Origin of the sequence: Pseudoalteromonas sp. L21 (assembly GCF_021728035.1) — a bacterium.
Lineage (GTDB): Bacteria > Pseudomonadota > Gammaproteobacteria > Enterobacterales > Alteromonadaceae > Pseudoalteromonas > Pseudoalteromonas arabiensis.
The window spans coordinates 213,271-228,494 of the sequence record NZ_JAKKCV010000002.1; the positions used below are offsets into that span (position 1 = coordinate 213,271).

Annotated in this window: 18 protein-coding genes; 17 read left to right on the forward strand and 1 reads right to left on the reverse strand. The window is 40.0% G+C overall.

Translation table 11 applies throughout. The features are described from left to right. The first annotated feature begins 86 nt into the window (after positions 1-86). The gene (dkgB, locus tag L3V41_RS06180; protein WP_237115341.1) at positions 87-902 is read left to right on the forward strand and encodes a 2,5-didehydrogluconate reductase DkgB; all 816 of its coding nucleotides are present in this window, start codon (positions 87-89) and stop codon (positions 900-902) included. Between the two features lie 34 nt (positions 903-936). On the opposite strand, the gene L3V41_RS06185 is transcribed toward dkgB, so the two are convergent. After that, positions 937-1,590, reverse strand: a complete 654-nt coding sequence (locus L3V41_RS06185; RefSeq protein WP_062567143.1) for a DUF6058 family natural product biosynthesis protein — start codon at positions 1,588-1,590, stop codon at positions 937-939. A 160-nt stretch (positions 1,591-1,750) separates the two neighbouring features. On the opposite strand from L3V41_RS06185, the gene dapA reads away from it, so the two are divergent. The 16 genes from dapA to L3V41_RS06265 all read left to right on the forward strand — a co-directional run bounded on the left by dapA (position 1,751) and on the right by L3V41_RS06265 (position 15,223). Next, positions 1,751-2,665 carry a 4-hydroxy-tetrahydrodipicolinate synthase gene (gene dapA / locus L3V41_RS06190; protein WP_237115340.1) on the forward strand — a complete coding sequence of 305 codons (915 nt, stop codon included), beginning with the start codon at positions 1,751-1,753 and terminating at the stop codon, positions 2,663-2,665. Between the two features lie 107 nt (positions 2,666-2,772). After that, positions 2,773-3,483 carry a beta-ketoacyl synthase chain length factor gene (locus L3V41_RS06195; protein WP_062567141.1) on the forward strand — a complete coding sequence of 237 codons (711 nt, stop codon included), beginning with the start codon at positions 2,773-2,775 and terminating at the stop codon, positions 3,481-3,483. After that, the gene (locus L3V41_RS06200) at positions 3,473-4,249 is read left to right on the forward strand and encodes a lysophospholipid acyltransferase family protein (RefSeq protein WP_237115339.1); all 777 of its coding nucleotides are present in this window, start codon (positions 3,473-3,475) and stop codon (positions 4,247-4,249) included. Before L3V41_RS06195 ends, L3V41_RS06200 begins: the two co-directional genes overlap by 11 nt. Further along, positions 4,246-4,503, forward strand: a complete 258-nt coding sequence (locus L3V41_RS06205; protein WP_062567139.1) for a phosphopantetheine-binding protein — start codon at positions 4,246-4,248, stop codon at positions 4,501-4,503. Before L3V41_RS06200 ends, L3V41_RS06205 begins: the two co-directional genes overlap by 4 nt. 25 nt (positions 4,504-4,528) lie before the next feature. Further along, the gene (locus L3V41_RS06210) at positions 4,529-4,774 is read left to right on the forward strand and encodes an acyl carrier protein (RefSeq protein WP_062567138.1); all 246 of its coding nucleotides are present in this window, start codon (positions 4,529-4,531) and stop codon (positions 4,772-4,774) included. 9 nt (positions 4,775-4,783) lie between these two features. Beyond that, on the forward strand, positions 4,784-5,347 hold the full coding sequence (locus L3V41_RS06215) for a septation protein IspZ (RefSeq protein ID WP_237127357.1): 564 nt from the start codon (positions 4,784-4,786) through the stop codon (positions 5,345-5,347). Then, positions 5,337-6,695 carry a class I adenylate-forming enzyme family protein gene (locus tag L3V41_RS06220; RefSeq protein ID WP_237127358.1) on the forward strand — a complete coding sequence of 453 codons (1,359 nt, stop codon included), beginning with the start codon at positions 5,337-5,339 and terminating at the stop codon, positions 6,693-6,695. Before L3V41_RS06215 ends, L3V41_RS06220 begins: the two co-directional genes overlap by 11 nt. Next, positions 6,679-7,032 carry a thioester dehydrase gene (locus L3V41_RS06225; RefSeq protein WP_062567135.1) on the forward strand — a complete coding sequence of 118 codons (354 nt, stop codon included), beginning with the start codon at positions 6,679-6,681 and terminating at the stop codon, positions 7,030-7,032. The genes L3V41_RS06220 and L3V41_RS06225 overlap by 17 nt, the downstream gene beginning before the upstream one ends. 3 nt (positions 7,033-7,035) lie before the next feature. Further along, entirely contained in the window at positions 7,036-7,773 is a 738-nt protein-coding gene (locus L3V41_RS06230; protein WP_062567134.1) for a glycosyltransferase family 2 protein, read from the forward strand. After that, positions 7,773-8,741, forward strand: coding sequence for an acyltransferase (locus tag L3V41_RS06235; protein ID WP_237115335.1), 969 nt, complete (start codon positions 7,773-7,775; stop codon positions 8,739-8,741). Before L3V41_RS06230 ends, L3V41_RS06235 begins: the two co-directional genes overlap by 1 nt. Before the next feature lies 1 nt (position 8,742). Beyond that, positions 8,743-10,287, forward strand: coding sequence for an aromatic amino acid ammonia-lyase (locus L3V41_RS06240; protein ID WP_237127359.1), 1,545 nt, complete (start codon positions 8,743-8,745; stop codon positions 10,285-10,287). Then, a complete protein-coding gene (locus tag L3V41_RS06245; protein ID WP_062567131.1) occupies positions 10,280-10,705 on the forward strand; it encodes an acyl-CoA thioesterase in 426 nt (141 codons plus the stop codon). The genes L3V41_RS06240 and L3V41_RS06245 overlap by 8 nt, the downstream gene beginning before the upstream one ends. A 5-nt stretch (positions 10,706-10,710) precedes the next feature. After that, on the forward strand, positions 10,711-11,223 hold the full coding sequence (locus L3V41_RS06250) for an outer-membrane lipoprotein carrier protein LolA (RefSeq protein ID WP_167346326.1): 513 nt from the start codon (positions 10,711-10,713) through the stop codon (positions 11,221-11,223). Then, positions 11,220-13,439: a transporter gene (locus L3V41_RS06255; protein WP_237115333.1), complete on the forward strand. Its 2,220-nt coding sequence runs from the start codon at positions 11,220-11,222 to the stop codon at positions 13,437-13,439. The genes L3V41_RS06250 and L3V41_RS06255 overlap by 4 nt, the downstream gene beginning before the upstream one ends. A 3-nt stretch (positions 13,440-13,442) precedes the next feature. After that, positions 13,443-14,684, forward strand: coding sequence for an NAD(P)/FAD-dependent oxidoreductase (locus tag L3V41_RS06260; protein WP_237115332.1), 1,242 nt, complete (start codon positions 13,443-13,445; stop codon positions 14,682-14,684). Beyond that, positions 14,672-15,223, forward strand: coding sequence for a DUF3261 domain-containing protein (locus tag L3V41_RS06265; protein WP_237127360.1), 552 nt, complete (start codon positions 14,672-14,674; stop codon positions 15,221-15,223). The genes L3V41_RS06260 and L3V41_RS06265 overlap by 13 nt, the downstream gene beginning before the upstream one ends. The last annotated feature ends 1 nt before the right edge of the window (position 15,224 follow it).

Consider the following 15,224-nt stretch of genomic DNA (forward strand, 5'->3'; position numbering starts at 1 on the left):
TTATTTTAAATCCCTCCTTGAAACTCTAAAATTTGGCCTCAGTGAAGTAAGTAAGCTTATAACGAATTACTTCAAAAGGAGAGGTTATGTCACAACATGTTATTGAAATGCCAGATTTAGGTATTGGTACATTTCGCCTAGAAGGAAAGACAGCTTACAATTCAGTTCAAATGGCGCTTGATATTGGCTTTAGACACATAGATACAGCGCAAATTTATGGTAATGAAGAGCAAGTCGGTAAAGCAATTAAAGACAGCTCTGTGCCCCGCAGTGAAATTTTTATTACTACCAAGGTCTGGAATGACAAACTAAATAAAGCCAAGTTTGTTGATAGTGTTAAACAAAGCCTTGAAAAGCTGCAACTAGATTATGTTGATTTATTACTTATTCACTGGCCTTCTCCGAGTAATGGAGAAAAAATGAGTGAATATTTAACTGAGCTCAAAAAAGTAAAAGAACTTGGTTTAGCAAAACACATTGGTGTTTCAAACTTTACCATTGCCAACTTGAAAGAGGCGATGCAAACGCTCGACGCGAGAGAAATTTTCACCAATCAAATTGAAGTTCATCCGTATCTTACCAATACTAAATTGCGCGCTTTTTGTGGACAACATGATATCCATGTTACCGCCTATATGCCGTTTGCCGTAGGTGAAGCCCTCAAAGATGATGTGATATTGGATATAGCGAAAAAACATGACGCTACACCTGCGCAAATCGTACTTGCTTGGGTAAATGCAAATGAGATGACGACAATCCCATCATCAACTAAGCGAGAAAATTTGGCTGATAATTTTGATGATTCAGTGAAACTTGATCATGAAGACATAGATAGAATTAATGCGTTAGACCAAAACAAACGTTTAGCGAACCCTGATTTTGCACCACAGTGGGATCAATAAATAATAAGGTTAAGCCGCCATTTGGCGGCTTTATTTATTTTACAGATAGATCATATTTGCAGACAACTTCTTCAATATATTTGTGACGCAGGGTGTTTTTACCTTCGTTGCCAGTACCGTGACTCAATGCTTTGTTCATAAGTTTTAAAGCTTTGTGAAGTGCTTGGCGCTCATCGACTGTTAAGCCTGTTTTCGTACGAAGTTCGGTAATATCATCAATGAGTAGCTTTGCTACATCAAGTTGCACGGCTTCTTCAATCAACCCATTTTGGGTTAATACCCCATATTTGCTGCATAAAAACTGCTGCCAAACTTGTTGCAAATGTTCGTCAATCTCAGAACCAAATAAGTCTTCATTAAGGGCGTAACCTTGCTCGGCCAGTTTACTAAGTTGAGTCGAATATTGTTGGGCAAAGTGATTGAAGGCTTGGCATGATGATTTTACATCATGTTTAATAATGTGCTGGCCCCAGCTAGACGCACCACGAGGATAAAAGTCTTGATATTCCTCACATTGATAAATACCTGAGTAAGAGCTGCATTCTAATTGGCTTTGTAAGCAGTAACTTGGTTTCGGGAATAGCCCTTTTTGTTGCCAATCAGTTAGTGTTTCTTCATCAATTGATAGTGCATGACAAAGCTCCTCTGTGGTGTAAAAGTAATTAGCCAAAAATTTTGAAAGTTGCATTATCAATTACTCGCAATAAATACTGTTTATTTGTACAGTGTTTAATTCTGGCTTACCCTAAACATTTTATCAAGTATTTTTATTTATTAGCATGTACTACTCGGAAAATGCCTGTATTTATGTTACAACTAGCGCAAATTTTCCAAACATAAAAATAGTTATGCGCAGCCTAGAAACAATTAAACAAGCAAGTTTGATCACAGCAATTAAAACACCTTATCTCAACAACGGTGATATTGATCTGGCTTGTTACGATGAGCTTGTTGAACAACAAATTTCAGCAGGAGTCGATGGGATTATTGTTGGTGGTACCACAGGTGAAGGCCAACTAATGAATTGGGAAGAGCACTTGATGCTTATTGCACATAGTGTAAGTAAATTTTCAGATCGTCTAGTTATCATAGGTAACACAGGTAGTAATAATACCCGTGAAGCCATTAAAGCTACCGAATATGGCTTTGCAACTGGTATGGATGCAGCACTGCAAATTAATCCATATTATGGTCGTACGTCTATTCTTGGTGTGAAAGAGCACTTTAAACGTTTATTAGATATTGGTCCTGCGTTTATCTATAATGTGGCTGGCCGCACAGGGCAAGACCTTACACCTGATATTATTGAACCTCTAGCAGCGCATGAAAATTTTATCGGTGTTAAAGAGTGTGGTGGTAATGAGCGAATTGCTCATTATGAACAACAAGGTATTGCGTGTTGGTCAGGCAATGATGATGAAAGTCATGATGCTCGTCATATCTATAATGCTCATGGTGTTATTTCGGTAACTTCCAACTTAATTCCAGGCTTGTTCCGTCAGTTAATGGATAACAAAAACGATAGTCTTAACACTCAGTTACAGCCGTTAATGCAATGGTTATTCTGTGAACCAAACCCAATTGCTATTAATACCGCTTTAATGATGACTGGTGCAGTAAACAGTGTTTTCCGTTTACCGTATGTGCCGTTAACGCAAGCACAACAAGCGCTTGGACAACACCTAATTAATGAGCTTAATGTTGCTGATATTGTGGGCGATAAAGCTCAACTTTTAAACGAAAAAGGCGTTATCTTACGATAAAACTGAATTGACACTTAATTTTGGTTACAATTAAGTGTCAAAGTTTTACTTTTTTGTGGACAATGGGTAAAATTAGCAATCGATTAGCGCTAAAAGAATAAACGTTTGTGAAATTTGTTGTTAATAATCTGTGTTATTGGGTTGCACCCGGGCAACAAATACCTGAACGATTAGTATCAAGCTCCAGCGAACTTGATTTAAACTGGATCCCTGCCATGCAACGCCGTAGGTTAAGCCCTTACATGAAAATGGCATTGCATACCTTACATAACGCAAAAGCAGAACACACTCAAGTTGCTGTGAATTTTTCATCACGTCATGGTGACTTACCTAAAACAGCTAAGTTACTCAATACCCTCGTTGAACAAGCGCCTTTATCTCCTACTGCGTTTGGGCTAAGTGTGCATAATGCGACCACGGGTATTTTCTCGATAACAGGTCAAAACAAAGCAGCTATGAATGCCATTGCCGGCGGTGCAGAGAGTATCATTGATGCTATTACAGATGGTTATGCCCGCGTCAAATCAGGTCTTGAAAGTCAAATTCTAATCAACCATACAGACAGTGTGCTGCCTGAAGAATATCTTTGCTTTGCTGATGAGTTGCAAGTGGATCATAGTGTCTCGTTTTTGCTTTCAACACAACTTGGTAACGATGCATATTTTGAACTAAACAAGTTATCAAATCATGATGTGTCTCCTCCTAGCGATTGTTTACCATTGAGCGTGCAACTTGCAGATGCGTTTATTCGCAAGGAACCGAAAACAGTGCTTGTACATCAGCAGTCGGCTTGGATGCTTCAATACCATGGCTCTTAACTTATTGGGTAAAGTTTGGCGTATCTTTGCAACTGGGTTTTGTTTTGTTGTATTTGGTATGGGTGGCATAGTTTTAACCTTGCTGGTATTCCCTTTGCAGCGTTGTATTGAGCCCTCAGCCCATAAACAAAAGCAAAAAGCACGTATCACAGTGCATTACACATTTAAGTTTTTTGTTGCTTTGATGCACTACACAGGCGCTATTCATTTTTCTGTGCATGATAGGGCGCGCTTTAAACAACTTAAAGGTCAACTCGTGTTGGCTAATCATCCATCTTTGATTGATGTTGTTGTTCTCATATCAGTGATTAAAAATGCAGATTGTGTCGTTAAGGCACACTTATTTAAAAACCCGTTTATGCGCGGAGTTATAAAGGGCACGGGGTATATTAGTAACGAAGATCCACAAGAGTTACTAGAGGAATGTGCAGCGTCACTTGCATCAGGTAATAATTTGATTATTTTTCCTGAAGGAACGAGAACAACGCCTAATGAACCATTAAAATTCAAACGTGGTGCTGCGAATATTGCAACACGTTGTCGAGCACCCATAACAACAGTAGTGATTAGTATGAAGCCAAGTACACTAACTAAAGACACACCTTGGTATAAAGTCGCTCCCACGAAGGCGTATTTTAAGATGCGCTTTGCTAATCAACAATTTGCATACACAGATTCTTTTAAAGATGAGCAGCCTGCAATGCAAGCGCGACAATTAACCCGTGATTTACAGGATTATTTTACAGAGGAACTCAGGCAACTATGACTGAACTAAAGAACCAAATAAAACAATTAATCATTAGCAGCTTAGACCTTGAAGATATTAGCATTGATGATATCGAGAATGACCAACCGTTATTCGTTGATGGCTTAGGGCTGGATAGTATTGATGCCCTTGAACTTGGTTTAGCTATCAAGAAAGAGTTTAATGTGAAAATTGATGCGAACTCGGAACAAACAAAAGCGCATTTTGCTTCAGTAGATGCACTTGCTGATTTTATTAATCAAAACAAATCGTAATATAGACTTAGAAGTAGGAAAAAGCATGAAAACCGCTGCCGAAATTTACACCGTTTTACAGGGCATTTTAGTCGATGAATTTGAAATCGATGCGGATGAAATTAGCCTTGATGCAAATTTATATCAAGATCTTGACCTTGATAGTATTGATGCTGTTGATTTGGTCGTTAAATTGCGCGAAATTACGGGTAAAAAAATTGAGCCAGATGCGTTTAAGCAAGTACGCACAGTGCAAGATGTTGTTAGCGAAGTAGAAAAACTAGTTTCTTAATACAGCAATATGCTTAAAGCAATTACCACTACGTTAATTATCATCGGCTTATCTTTATACCCATTCATTGTGTATTTTGGTTTGCAGCACAGTTCAATTAAGCAGGTTAGTCTAGTACTGATTGCTTTATTAATTTTACGATTGATACTTAGCAAGCGCTTAGCGAATAAAATGCCATGGATAAAACCAGCCTCTTTACTAGCAATTGTGGCGTTAGTGGTAACACAGGTTTTTAATAGCGAATTAGGATTAAAGCTTTATCCTGTGATAATTAACAGCGTCATGGCAGCTACTTTTTTATATTCACTAAAAAAGGGGCCTCCAGTTATAGAGAGTTTAGCGCGGTTAAAGGAAGGTGATCTTGATGAAAACGGTGTACGTTACACGCGTCAAGTGACGAAAGTATGGAGCGTATTTTTCCTGCTTAACGCCTCAGTGGCTTTATATACATGTCTATTCACCTCGTTATCAGTGTGGACGCTTTACAATGGTTTAATCGCATACATACTTATCGCTGGTTTAATGCTAGTTGAGTGGTTGATCCGACAAAAGGTAAAAAATAATGTTGGCTAATAACTTACAATTTCACCCAAGCGGTGCTTTTGTTGTTTCAGATAAAATCGTTAACCAGCAGCAGTTTTTTGCTGACATAGCGGCCTTTAAAGCGAAATTACATACGTTAAAAAGCCCATGTCATGTCGTTTTATTTCACCCTGATACTTATCAATTTGCCGTTCGGTTGTTTGCACTTGCTTGTGCTGGGCATAATGTCATTTTACCGCCCAATGGCCAGCCTGAAACATTACGCTTGTTGTTGGCTCAAACCCCGGTATTTGCAGGAGATACTGCAGATTTAGATACGCAGTCTGCGATTACTAATCTTGAGCAGCAAGCGTCTTGTGCGCCTACACCCCTAACTCAGCTCCAGTGGCCAACAAACACGGCGGTGATTTTTTATACTTCAGGCTCTTCTGGCCAATCCAAGCCGATTGTTAAGCCATGGCGAGTGTTAAATCGTGAGCTGTCAGTGTTGTCTATGGCCTTTGATTTACAGGGGCAATTTACATTTTTAGCAACGGTATCACATCAGCATATTTATGGGTTGTTATTTAGGTTGCTTTGGCCCCTGGCAAAAGGGCACATTATTGATAGCACACAAATCCAGTACCCAGAGCACATAGTGCAAAAGCTGAAAAAGACTCAACAAGCCGTGTTAGTTTCCAGCCCCGCACAGCTTGGACGCTTATGCTTAGACAATGTACTGATACCCGAGCGAGCACGCATAAAGTGGCTTTTTTCATCGGGTGGTCCGTTAAATAATCAGCATGCAGAGACGCTTTTCAATCAATTGGCTCGTCCAGTCACACAAGTTTTTGGCAGTACAGAAACAGGCGGCATTGCTTATAGGCAAGTTACTCAAGCAGCGGTTGAGGTTCCATGGCAGCCTTTTAGCGGTAATTATTTATCAATTAATCAAGAAGGCCGTTTAATACTCGATTCTTATATTCTTGAGCAATCTGGCTTTGCGCTAGATGACAGGGCACACGTGCATAGCAATGGTCAATTTAAATTGCTAGGCCGTATTGATAGGACAATCAAGATAGAAGAAAAACGGCTTAATCTAGATGACTTAGAAAATTACTTAATAAGTCATACTTGGGTAAAAGAGGCTAAAGTTGTTGTTTTACCCGCGAAAAGAGTACAAATAGGTGCTGTTGTTGTATTAACAGATGATGGAAATAGTGAACGCCTTAAACAAGGGAAACTAATCATAAATCGTACTTTACAAAATTATTTATCTAATCGGTTTGAACGCATATGCCTGCCACGTAAATGGCGCTATATCGATGCGCTTCCTTTTAACAGCCAAGCTAAATTAAGCATCAAAATATTGGAGCAGTACTTTGCCAAGTCTGAATAATGTTACGCCACAGGTGAGCGTTTTATCACAAGCAAAAGATAGCGTCAGCTTAGCGTTAACGATTACGGCTGATTTAGATTATTTTCGTGGACATTTTCCTAATGCGCCTATCTTAGCAGGGGTCGTACAGTTAGATTGGGCCGTTAAATATGCGCAGCAATACCTTGGTTTTGGCTCTTTAGTAAAAAATCTAGAAATATTGAAATTTCAAGTGGTTACTACGCCTGATATGACGGTTAACTTAAGCCTAGAACGCAATGCAAAAGGCAAATGCTTATTTAGTTATTCCTCTGATAAAGGGCAGCATGCATCTGGCCGAATCGTATTTTGTGATTAAACAATGAACCAGTTTTGTATTGTTATTCCAAATTATAATCACACCCATGCTATCGCTGCGGTACTTGATGAGCTAAAGGCATTACAATTGCCGATTATTATGGTTGATGATGGCAGTGACGAAAGTGTGAAACAAGTATTTTCAGCACTTGACGCCGAGTACGATTTTTTGACTTTGCTCACCCATGCTCAAAATCAAGGTAAGGGCGGTGCTGTTCAAACCGGTTTAATGTATGCACATAAGCACGGCTTTAGTCATGCGATTCAAGTTGATGCGGACGGTCAGCACTCGTTAGCAGATATTAGTAGGTTGATAGAATTGAGTAATGAGTCACCCAACAATGTGATCAGTGGCTGCCCTATTTATGATAGCTCTGTGCCAAAACACCGTTATTTGAGTCGCTACATTACTCATTTTTGGGTGTGGGTTGAAACTTTAAGCTTTGATATTGTTGATTCTATGTGTGGCTTTCGTGTTTATCCACTTTCGGCTGTTGAAGATTTAATGTCTAAACAGACGTTAGGCAAACGCATGGACTTTGATATCGAAATTTTAGTTAGATTATATTGGCAAGGTGTGAAGGTTACTTTCTTGCCAACGCAGGTGATCTACCCCGAAAATGGCGTATCTCACTTTCGAGCCTTACACGATAACGTGGGTATTTCTTGGCTGCATACGCGTTTATTCTTCGGCATGTTACTGCGTTCACCTAAGCTACTTTGGCGTAAGGTGGTTGGCTGATGGCTGTTAAGCACTGGTCTAAAATGCAAGAGCGTGGCAATTGGCTCGGTATGCAAATTTTATTAATTTGCTATCGTGTTTTTGGCCGTTCAGGCTTATGGTTCGTATTGTTTCCAGTTGTGTTTTATTTGTTTTTAACAGGTAAAACAGCTCGTGAAGCATCTTATGCATTTTTAACTCAAGCACGTAAGGTAAATGGTAACCATAAAGCGGTTACATGGCGTGACAGCTTTCGCCACTTTCGTTCTTTTGCTGACAGTGCGTTTGATAAAATTGATGCTTGGCTTGGCCGTATTCAGCAAAGCGATATTATCTATACTAATGAGGCATTATTTAAAGAGCTTGACGAGCAACAGCAAGGGGCTATTTTTATTGGCTCACATTTGGGTAATTTAGAAGTCTGTCGTGCGCTTAGTCAGCATCGCTATCGTAAAGTCATCAATGTATTGGTATTTACTCATCATGCGGTCGAATTTAACAAATTACTAAAAAGTATAAACCCTGATGTAGGCATTAACTTAATTCAAGTCACTGATCTTGGACCGGATATGGCGATTATGCTCAAAGATAAAGTAGAGCAAGGCGAAATCGTTGTCATTGTAGGAGATAGAACCAGTACTACAACAGCCGGACGTGTGGTTGAGGCTGACTTTTTAGGAAAACCAGCGCCATTTTCACAGGGCCCTTTTATACTCGCTGCGTTATTAGATTGCCCTGTTTTTCACTTGTTCTGTTTAAAAGATAAATTAGCCGGTGGAAAGAGAGTTTATCGGGTGGTATTTGAAAAATACGCAGACAAACTAGCGCTGCCACGTAAAACTAGACAGCAAACATTACAAAAAATTGTGAGCGATTATGCACAAAGGTTGAGTTATTACGCAGCTGCCTATCCATATCAATGGTTTAATTTTTATGATTTTTGGCAAAATGACGAGCAAGTGTCTCGTGACCAAAACAAGGAGAACTAAAGTGTCAGAGTACACGACTACATTATTTGGTGAGCAACGTTTATCGATTGAAGATATTGTTCATATTGCCTTGCAACAAGGGGCTGTTGCATTAACTTCAGATCACCAATTTGCCAAAAAAATCGACAGTGCCGTAGCATTTTTAGATAAACTCTTAGAAGACGATGGCGTAATTTATGGTGTCACCACAGGTTATGGTGACTCGGTGACTGTAAAAGTACCCCTTGATTTGGTTAATGAACTACCTCTTCACCTAACTCGATTTCATGGTTGTGGTCTAGGCAATACATTTAACTTAACGCAAGGACGCGCTATTTTAGCGACTCGCCTAGCATCACTGTCGCAAGGATACTCAGGCGTTAGCTGGGATGTGCTCAATTTATTACGTGATTTTTTAAATCACAATATCGTGCCAGTTATTCCCGAAGAAGGTTCTGTGGGTGCCAGTGGTGACCTCACACCGCTTTCTTATGTCGCTGGCGCTATGGTGGGAGAGCGTGATGTATATTACAAAGGCGAAATTAAAAACAGTTTAGCGGTTATGCAATCTCTTGGCTTAAAACCATTAACGCTTCGCCCTAAAGAAGGGCTTGCGGTGATGAATGGTACCGCAGTAATGACTGCTTTAGCATGCCTTGCTTTCGATAGAGCCGATTACCTTGCTAAATTAACCAGCCGAATTACAGCGCTTGCCAGTCTTGCTTTAAAAGGTAATAGTCATCATTTTGATGATATTTTGTTTTCGGTAAAACCTCACCTAGGCCAACAGCAAGTGGCCGCGTGGATCCGTGGTGACTTAAACCATGTAGAGCACCCACGTAATGCTGACCGCTTACAAGATAGATACTCAATCCGCTGTGCACCACATGTCATTGGTGTATTACAAGATAGCCTCCCTTGGTTTAGGCAAATGATCGAGAATGAGCTTAATTCGGCGAATGATAACCCAATCATCGATGGTGAAGGTGAGCACGTACTGCATGGCGGTCATTTCTATGGTGGCCACATTGCAATGGTAATGGATAGCATGAAAACGGCGGTGGCTAATTTAGCTGACTTAGCAGACAGACAAATCGCTTCACTTGTCGATACTCGTTATAACAATGGCTTAGCTTCAAACTTGTCAGCAAGTACAGATGAACGTCGTTATATTAATCATGGTTTTAAAGCGGTGCAAATTGGTGCCAGTGCCTATACCGCTGAGGCATTAAAGTTGACCATGCCTGCCAGTGTGTTTTCGCGCTCAACCGAATGTCATAATCAAGACAAAGTAAGCATGGGAACTATTGCGGCACGTGATTGTTTACGTGTACTGCAGTTAACCGAACAAGTGGTTGCCAGTACATTGTTAGCGTGTATTCAAGGTTTACGTTTGCGTATTAATAACGGTGAGCTTGACTACGCAAGCTTAACCCCAGAAGTGCAGAGTATGTATCAAGACATTAGTGAGTTTTTCCCACAGCTTGATGAAGATCGCCCACTTGAGGCGGTGTTACGTTTTACCGTTGATGCTATTCAAACTAAACGTTGGAGTTTATATGCATAGTCGTGGCTCTTTATTGAGTACTTATGTAGAAATTGAAATCCCTTTTCATGATTGTGATCCTATGAACGTGGTATGGCATGGTAATTACCCACGTTATTTAGAGGTGGCACGTTGCGAATTGCTGCGTTTATTTGATTATGATTACGGGCAAATGCAGGAGTCTGGCTATGCGTGGCCAATTATTGATATGCATATTAAATATGTGGGTTCTGCATTGTTTACGCAAAAGATACGGATTGATGCATATTTGAAAGAATATGAAACGCGATTACGTATTGATTATATTATCAGCGATGTTGCGACGGGCAAAAAGTTAACGAAAGCGACGACTATTCAGGTGGCGGTTGATATAGAAAACAAAGAGATGCAATTTGTATCACCGCCTGTACTGCATGAGAAATTACAAAAGGTGATCTAATGCGAATGAGCATTTTTCTACTATGTAGTATGTTTTTTATAACGCCAGCTCTTGCTAAGAATGTGATAGAGCATGGCTCATTCAGCCAAGAAAAACACTTTAAGGGCTTTAGCAAGCCCTTTATTTCAAAAGGCATTTTTGAACTTAATGAAGAGGGCTTAACGTGGCAAGTGCAATCACCGGTAAAAAGCACTTTATTTATTAAACAGGGTCAAGTATATACTCTTGACAGTCAAGGAAACGAACAATTACAAAAAGGGGCTGAGCCCTATGTGAGCCTGCTACGAGCAATTTTAAAACACGACAGAGCGGCGTTAGCAGAGCAATTTACAATAAATAAAAGCGTTGAGCCTAATTGCGAAATCCTCTTGCCTAACCAAGCATTGCTAAAACACGTTTTTAGTCAGTTTGAACTTTGTTTTGATGCTAATAAGGTGACTACCGTGCGCTTACAAGAGCCAAATGAGAATTTTACCTTATTGCGTTTCTCATATACTGAAAATGAGCAGCAAAAGTGAAAGCGTGGGCAATTACATTATCTTGGCTAACTTTACTCACTGTTATGTTAGTTGTTGTTTTTGCGGTAAAACAACCAGCTTTAAATAATGACATTTTAGCCTTGCTGCCCAAGTCGGAGCCAAGGTTACAACAGGTAGAAGAGCACTTTTTTTCAGCAAACAAGCAACAACTGAGCTTTTCGTTTAGCGGTGAAAATAATACCCAAGCTTATGACGAAATGGTGAGTTGGTTAGCTGGCAAAAACATTCAACCGCGCTTTACACTGCCGAAGATTGAGACCCTTGCCCATTTTTATGGCCAATACGCAGGTTACTTGTTGGCACCCGAGTACCAACAAAGCCTACGTGAACCTAGAGTTTTCGAGCAGTATTATTTGGGGCAATTGAGCCAAATTGCTGATCCCTTTGTATCTAGCACTATCAATCAAGATCCTACGCTTAGTACCGCAAGTTTTTTGAGGCATGTTTTAGCCAATATACAACAATTTGAATTACAAGATGGCCGAATAACAGCTAACTACCAAGGCGAAGATTACTTACTTTTGTTTGTTCACAGCACGAATAATGCCTTTTCGATTAATAAGGCAATCGCTTTAAATGATGAAATATTAACTAAACTTACCCAATTAGAAAGTCAGTACCCAAATACAACCGTCCATTATTCAGGGGCTTTATTTCATACCGCTGCAAATGCTAAACAAGCAAAATTTGAAATGACTTTATTTGGCTCCTTGAGCTTAATTGCACTGTTCATAATGGTTGTGTGGGTATTTAGATCAGTGAATGCATTGTGGCTTGCATCGGTGACTGTGGTCAGTGCTGCACTTGGTGGCTCGATAGTGCTCGTTAGCTTATTTAATCAGATCCATGTACTGACGCTTGTATTTGCGGTCACACTGATTGGCATTGCTATTGATTATGCATTTCATGGCATGCTTGATTTAACGCAGCATAAAAGCGGTTTTAGTCGTGGACTCAAGCTTGCGTTAGCGCTCTCTTTACTGACTACGACTATGGGGTATGCAAGTTTATTTTTCTCGCCCGTTCAGCTGTTAACTCAAGTCGGTGTATTTGTTGTTGCAGGGCTTGTTACTGCTTGGTTTAGCACGCGATTTTTACTACCCCACTGGCAAAACAGGTTAGCAGTGAGTCAAAGTGCTAATCATCTTACTTCATCTCTTAGCAAGCAATTACAGAAGGTAAACGAGTATAAAACAGCACTAATAATAGGACTACTAGTGCTGTTAAGTGTATTTACACTACTTAAACCTCCAGTAGTAAATGATGATGTAAAACTATTAAATGCAAGCCCAAAAGCATTGATGGATAACGAAGCACTGCACATGACGTTGTTAGGAAAAGACAATGGCCAGATAATGATTTTATTTGCTGAAAATGCACAGCAACTTTTAGAAAAGCAAGAAACGTTAAAAAGCAAAATTAATGAGTATAAAGGCAAGGCTGTGATGCTCAGTGATCTTGTACCAAGTACTCATAGACAACGCGAGAATAAAGCGGATTTATTAACCCATCAAGCTGCTATAAATATCGTTAGCCAAATGACCGCCAATCCCGTGCAGTTTAGCCAGTCGACCTTAACTTTAGAGAGCGCACTTGATTCAGCACTAGCACCACTGATACATAATCAAGTGTTTATAAACAACTCATTTGTGGCCAGTTGGTTCATGGTAACTGGCATTGAAAAACAGCAATTAAAGCAGTGGGCAGCCGCCGACAGCGATTTAATTGTGTATGATAAAGTGGCGCTGATCACTGAGGGGCTGAGTCATTACTCACAGTCATTATTAGTCACATTACTGATTGCTATGACCTTCGCTGTTTTGTTATTTACCTTTAAGTTTGGGTTTAAAACTGCATGCAAACAAGGCTTGATACTCGCTTTAACTTTAACCGCAGTACTATTGTTGTGCAGTTTGATACAAAGCCAATTATCGATTTTTAACTTATTGGGCTGTTTATTGATTTTAGCGTTAGCAATTGATTACCTCGTATTTTATCAAATCAATAAACTGGTACCGAGTAATGTTTTGGCAATTAGTTTGTCAGCAGCATCATCAATGTGGGTATTTGGTATGCTCGCAGTGTCAAAAACCCCCGCTATTTTTAGCTTTGGTTTAACGGTTTTAGTGGGGCTAATGTGTATTTATATACTCGCACCACTTAGTGTTGCATTACCTAATAATAAGGAAAAATAATAGGTGAATACGCAAATTCAACAGGCAGATGTGATTATCATTGGTGCGGGTCCATCAGGAGCCGTGGCAGCCAGTTTATTGGTTAAAAAAGGGTGGCGTGTTGTGGTATTGGAGCAACAAGTTTTCCCTCGCTTTTCGATAGGTGAAAGCTTGTTACCCCAATGCATGCGCTTTTTAGCTGAAGCAAACCTAGAAGAGGCAGTGCAGTCGCAGGCTCAAGATTTAGGTTTTCAGTTTAAAAACGGCGCGGCGTTTCAGCGCCGTGGCCAGCATACACATATCGACTTTACAGAAAAATTCAGTGCGGGCCCAAGCACAACGTTTCAAGTTAAACGTGCTGATTTTGATAAATGCTTGGCGGATGGTGCGATGCAACAGGGGGCAGAAATTCGCTATCAACATAGTGTATCAGCTTACACGGATTGTGAAGATGGTGCTCTACTTAGCGTTATTGATGAAAATCAGCAAAGGTATCAAATTAAAGGTCGATTTGTGCTCGATGCCAGTGGCTTTGGTCGAGTGTTACCAAGACTACTTGACTTAGAAACACCGTCAAACTTTCCGGTGCGCTGGGCTTTTTTCAGTCATTTTAAGGATAATATTCGCGACGAGCAGTTTGACCGCGAGAAAATACTCATTAATATTCACCCCGAATTTAAAGATATTTGGTATTGGCTTATTCCATTTAGCGATGGCACAGCAAGCATCGGTGTGGTTGGCAAACCGAGTCAGTTTGAGCAGCAAGAACCGTTAACTTGCTTAAATCAGCTTATTGAACAAGATGCTTACTTAAGTAAATTACTGGCAAATCGTGTCGTAAAGGGTGAGGCGCGTGCCATTAAAGGTTATTCAGCGAATGTGTCGTCTTTATATGGTGAGCATTTTGCGTTACTGGGGAATGCGGGGGAGTTTTTAGATCCTGTTTTTTCATCTGGTGTCACTATCGCTTTAAAATCAGCTTCATTGGTGGCTCCTTTGGTTGATAGCTATTTACGGGGTGAGAAAGTTGATTTTGAAAAGCAGTACAGCATCCCTTTGCAACAAGGCGTCAATTGCTTTAGAACCTATGTGAGTGCTTGGTATAATGGTTCATTTCAGGATGTCATTTTTTATAGTGAACAAAATCAACAAATACGCGAAATGATCAGTGCCATTTTAGCGGGTTATGCGTGGGATCTTGATAACCCATTTGTTAAACAAAGCGATAAACGTTTAAACACCTTGGTCGAGTTATGTCAGCAATAATGCGTTATATCATTGTAATTTGTAGCTTATTTTTAGTTAGCTGTGCCAGTGAGTATGCAGTTAAAACAGGGCTTGATCTTGCACCTAACGCAGGTATCTATCTATCGGATCCGCCTGTTTCACTAGACGTTGATAATTGGCAGCAAGTGCTTACAGTAAAACATAATACAGAACAACATACTCTGTTAGCGCAGTTAAATTTGAGCAGTGAAACGGGTATAAATTTAGTCGTAATGTCGGTGCAAGGCATGCCAATTTTTCAACTCGAAAAAGTTCCATTAGGAGCGGTCAAAAGTGAAAAAATGTTGCCGATTAGTGGGGTTGATCCACGTTATATTTTAGCTGACATTATGCTTGTGCATTGGCCTATAGATGTACTTAATGCACAGCTTTATGGCCTGGTAATTGATGAGCAAGGGACAACACGACGCCTTTACCAAGGAAAACGGCTGATCAGCGAAATTCAATTTTTAGACAGTCAAACCAAGCTTGTTAACTACGAGCGAGACTACTCAATAATTTTTCAAAGGGTTAATTAAT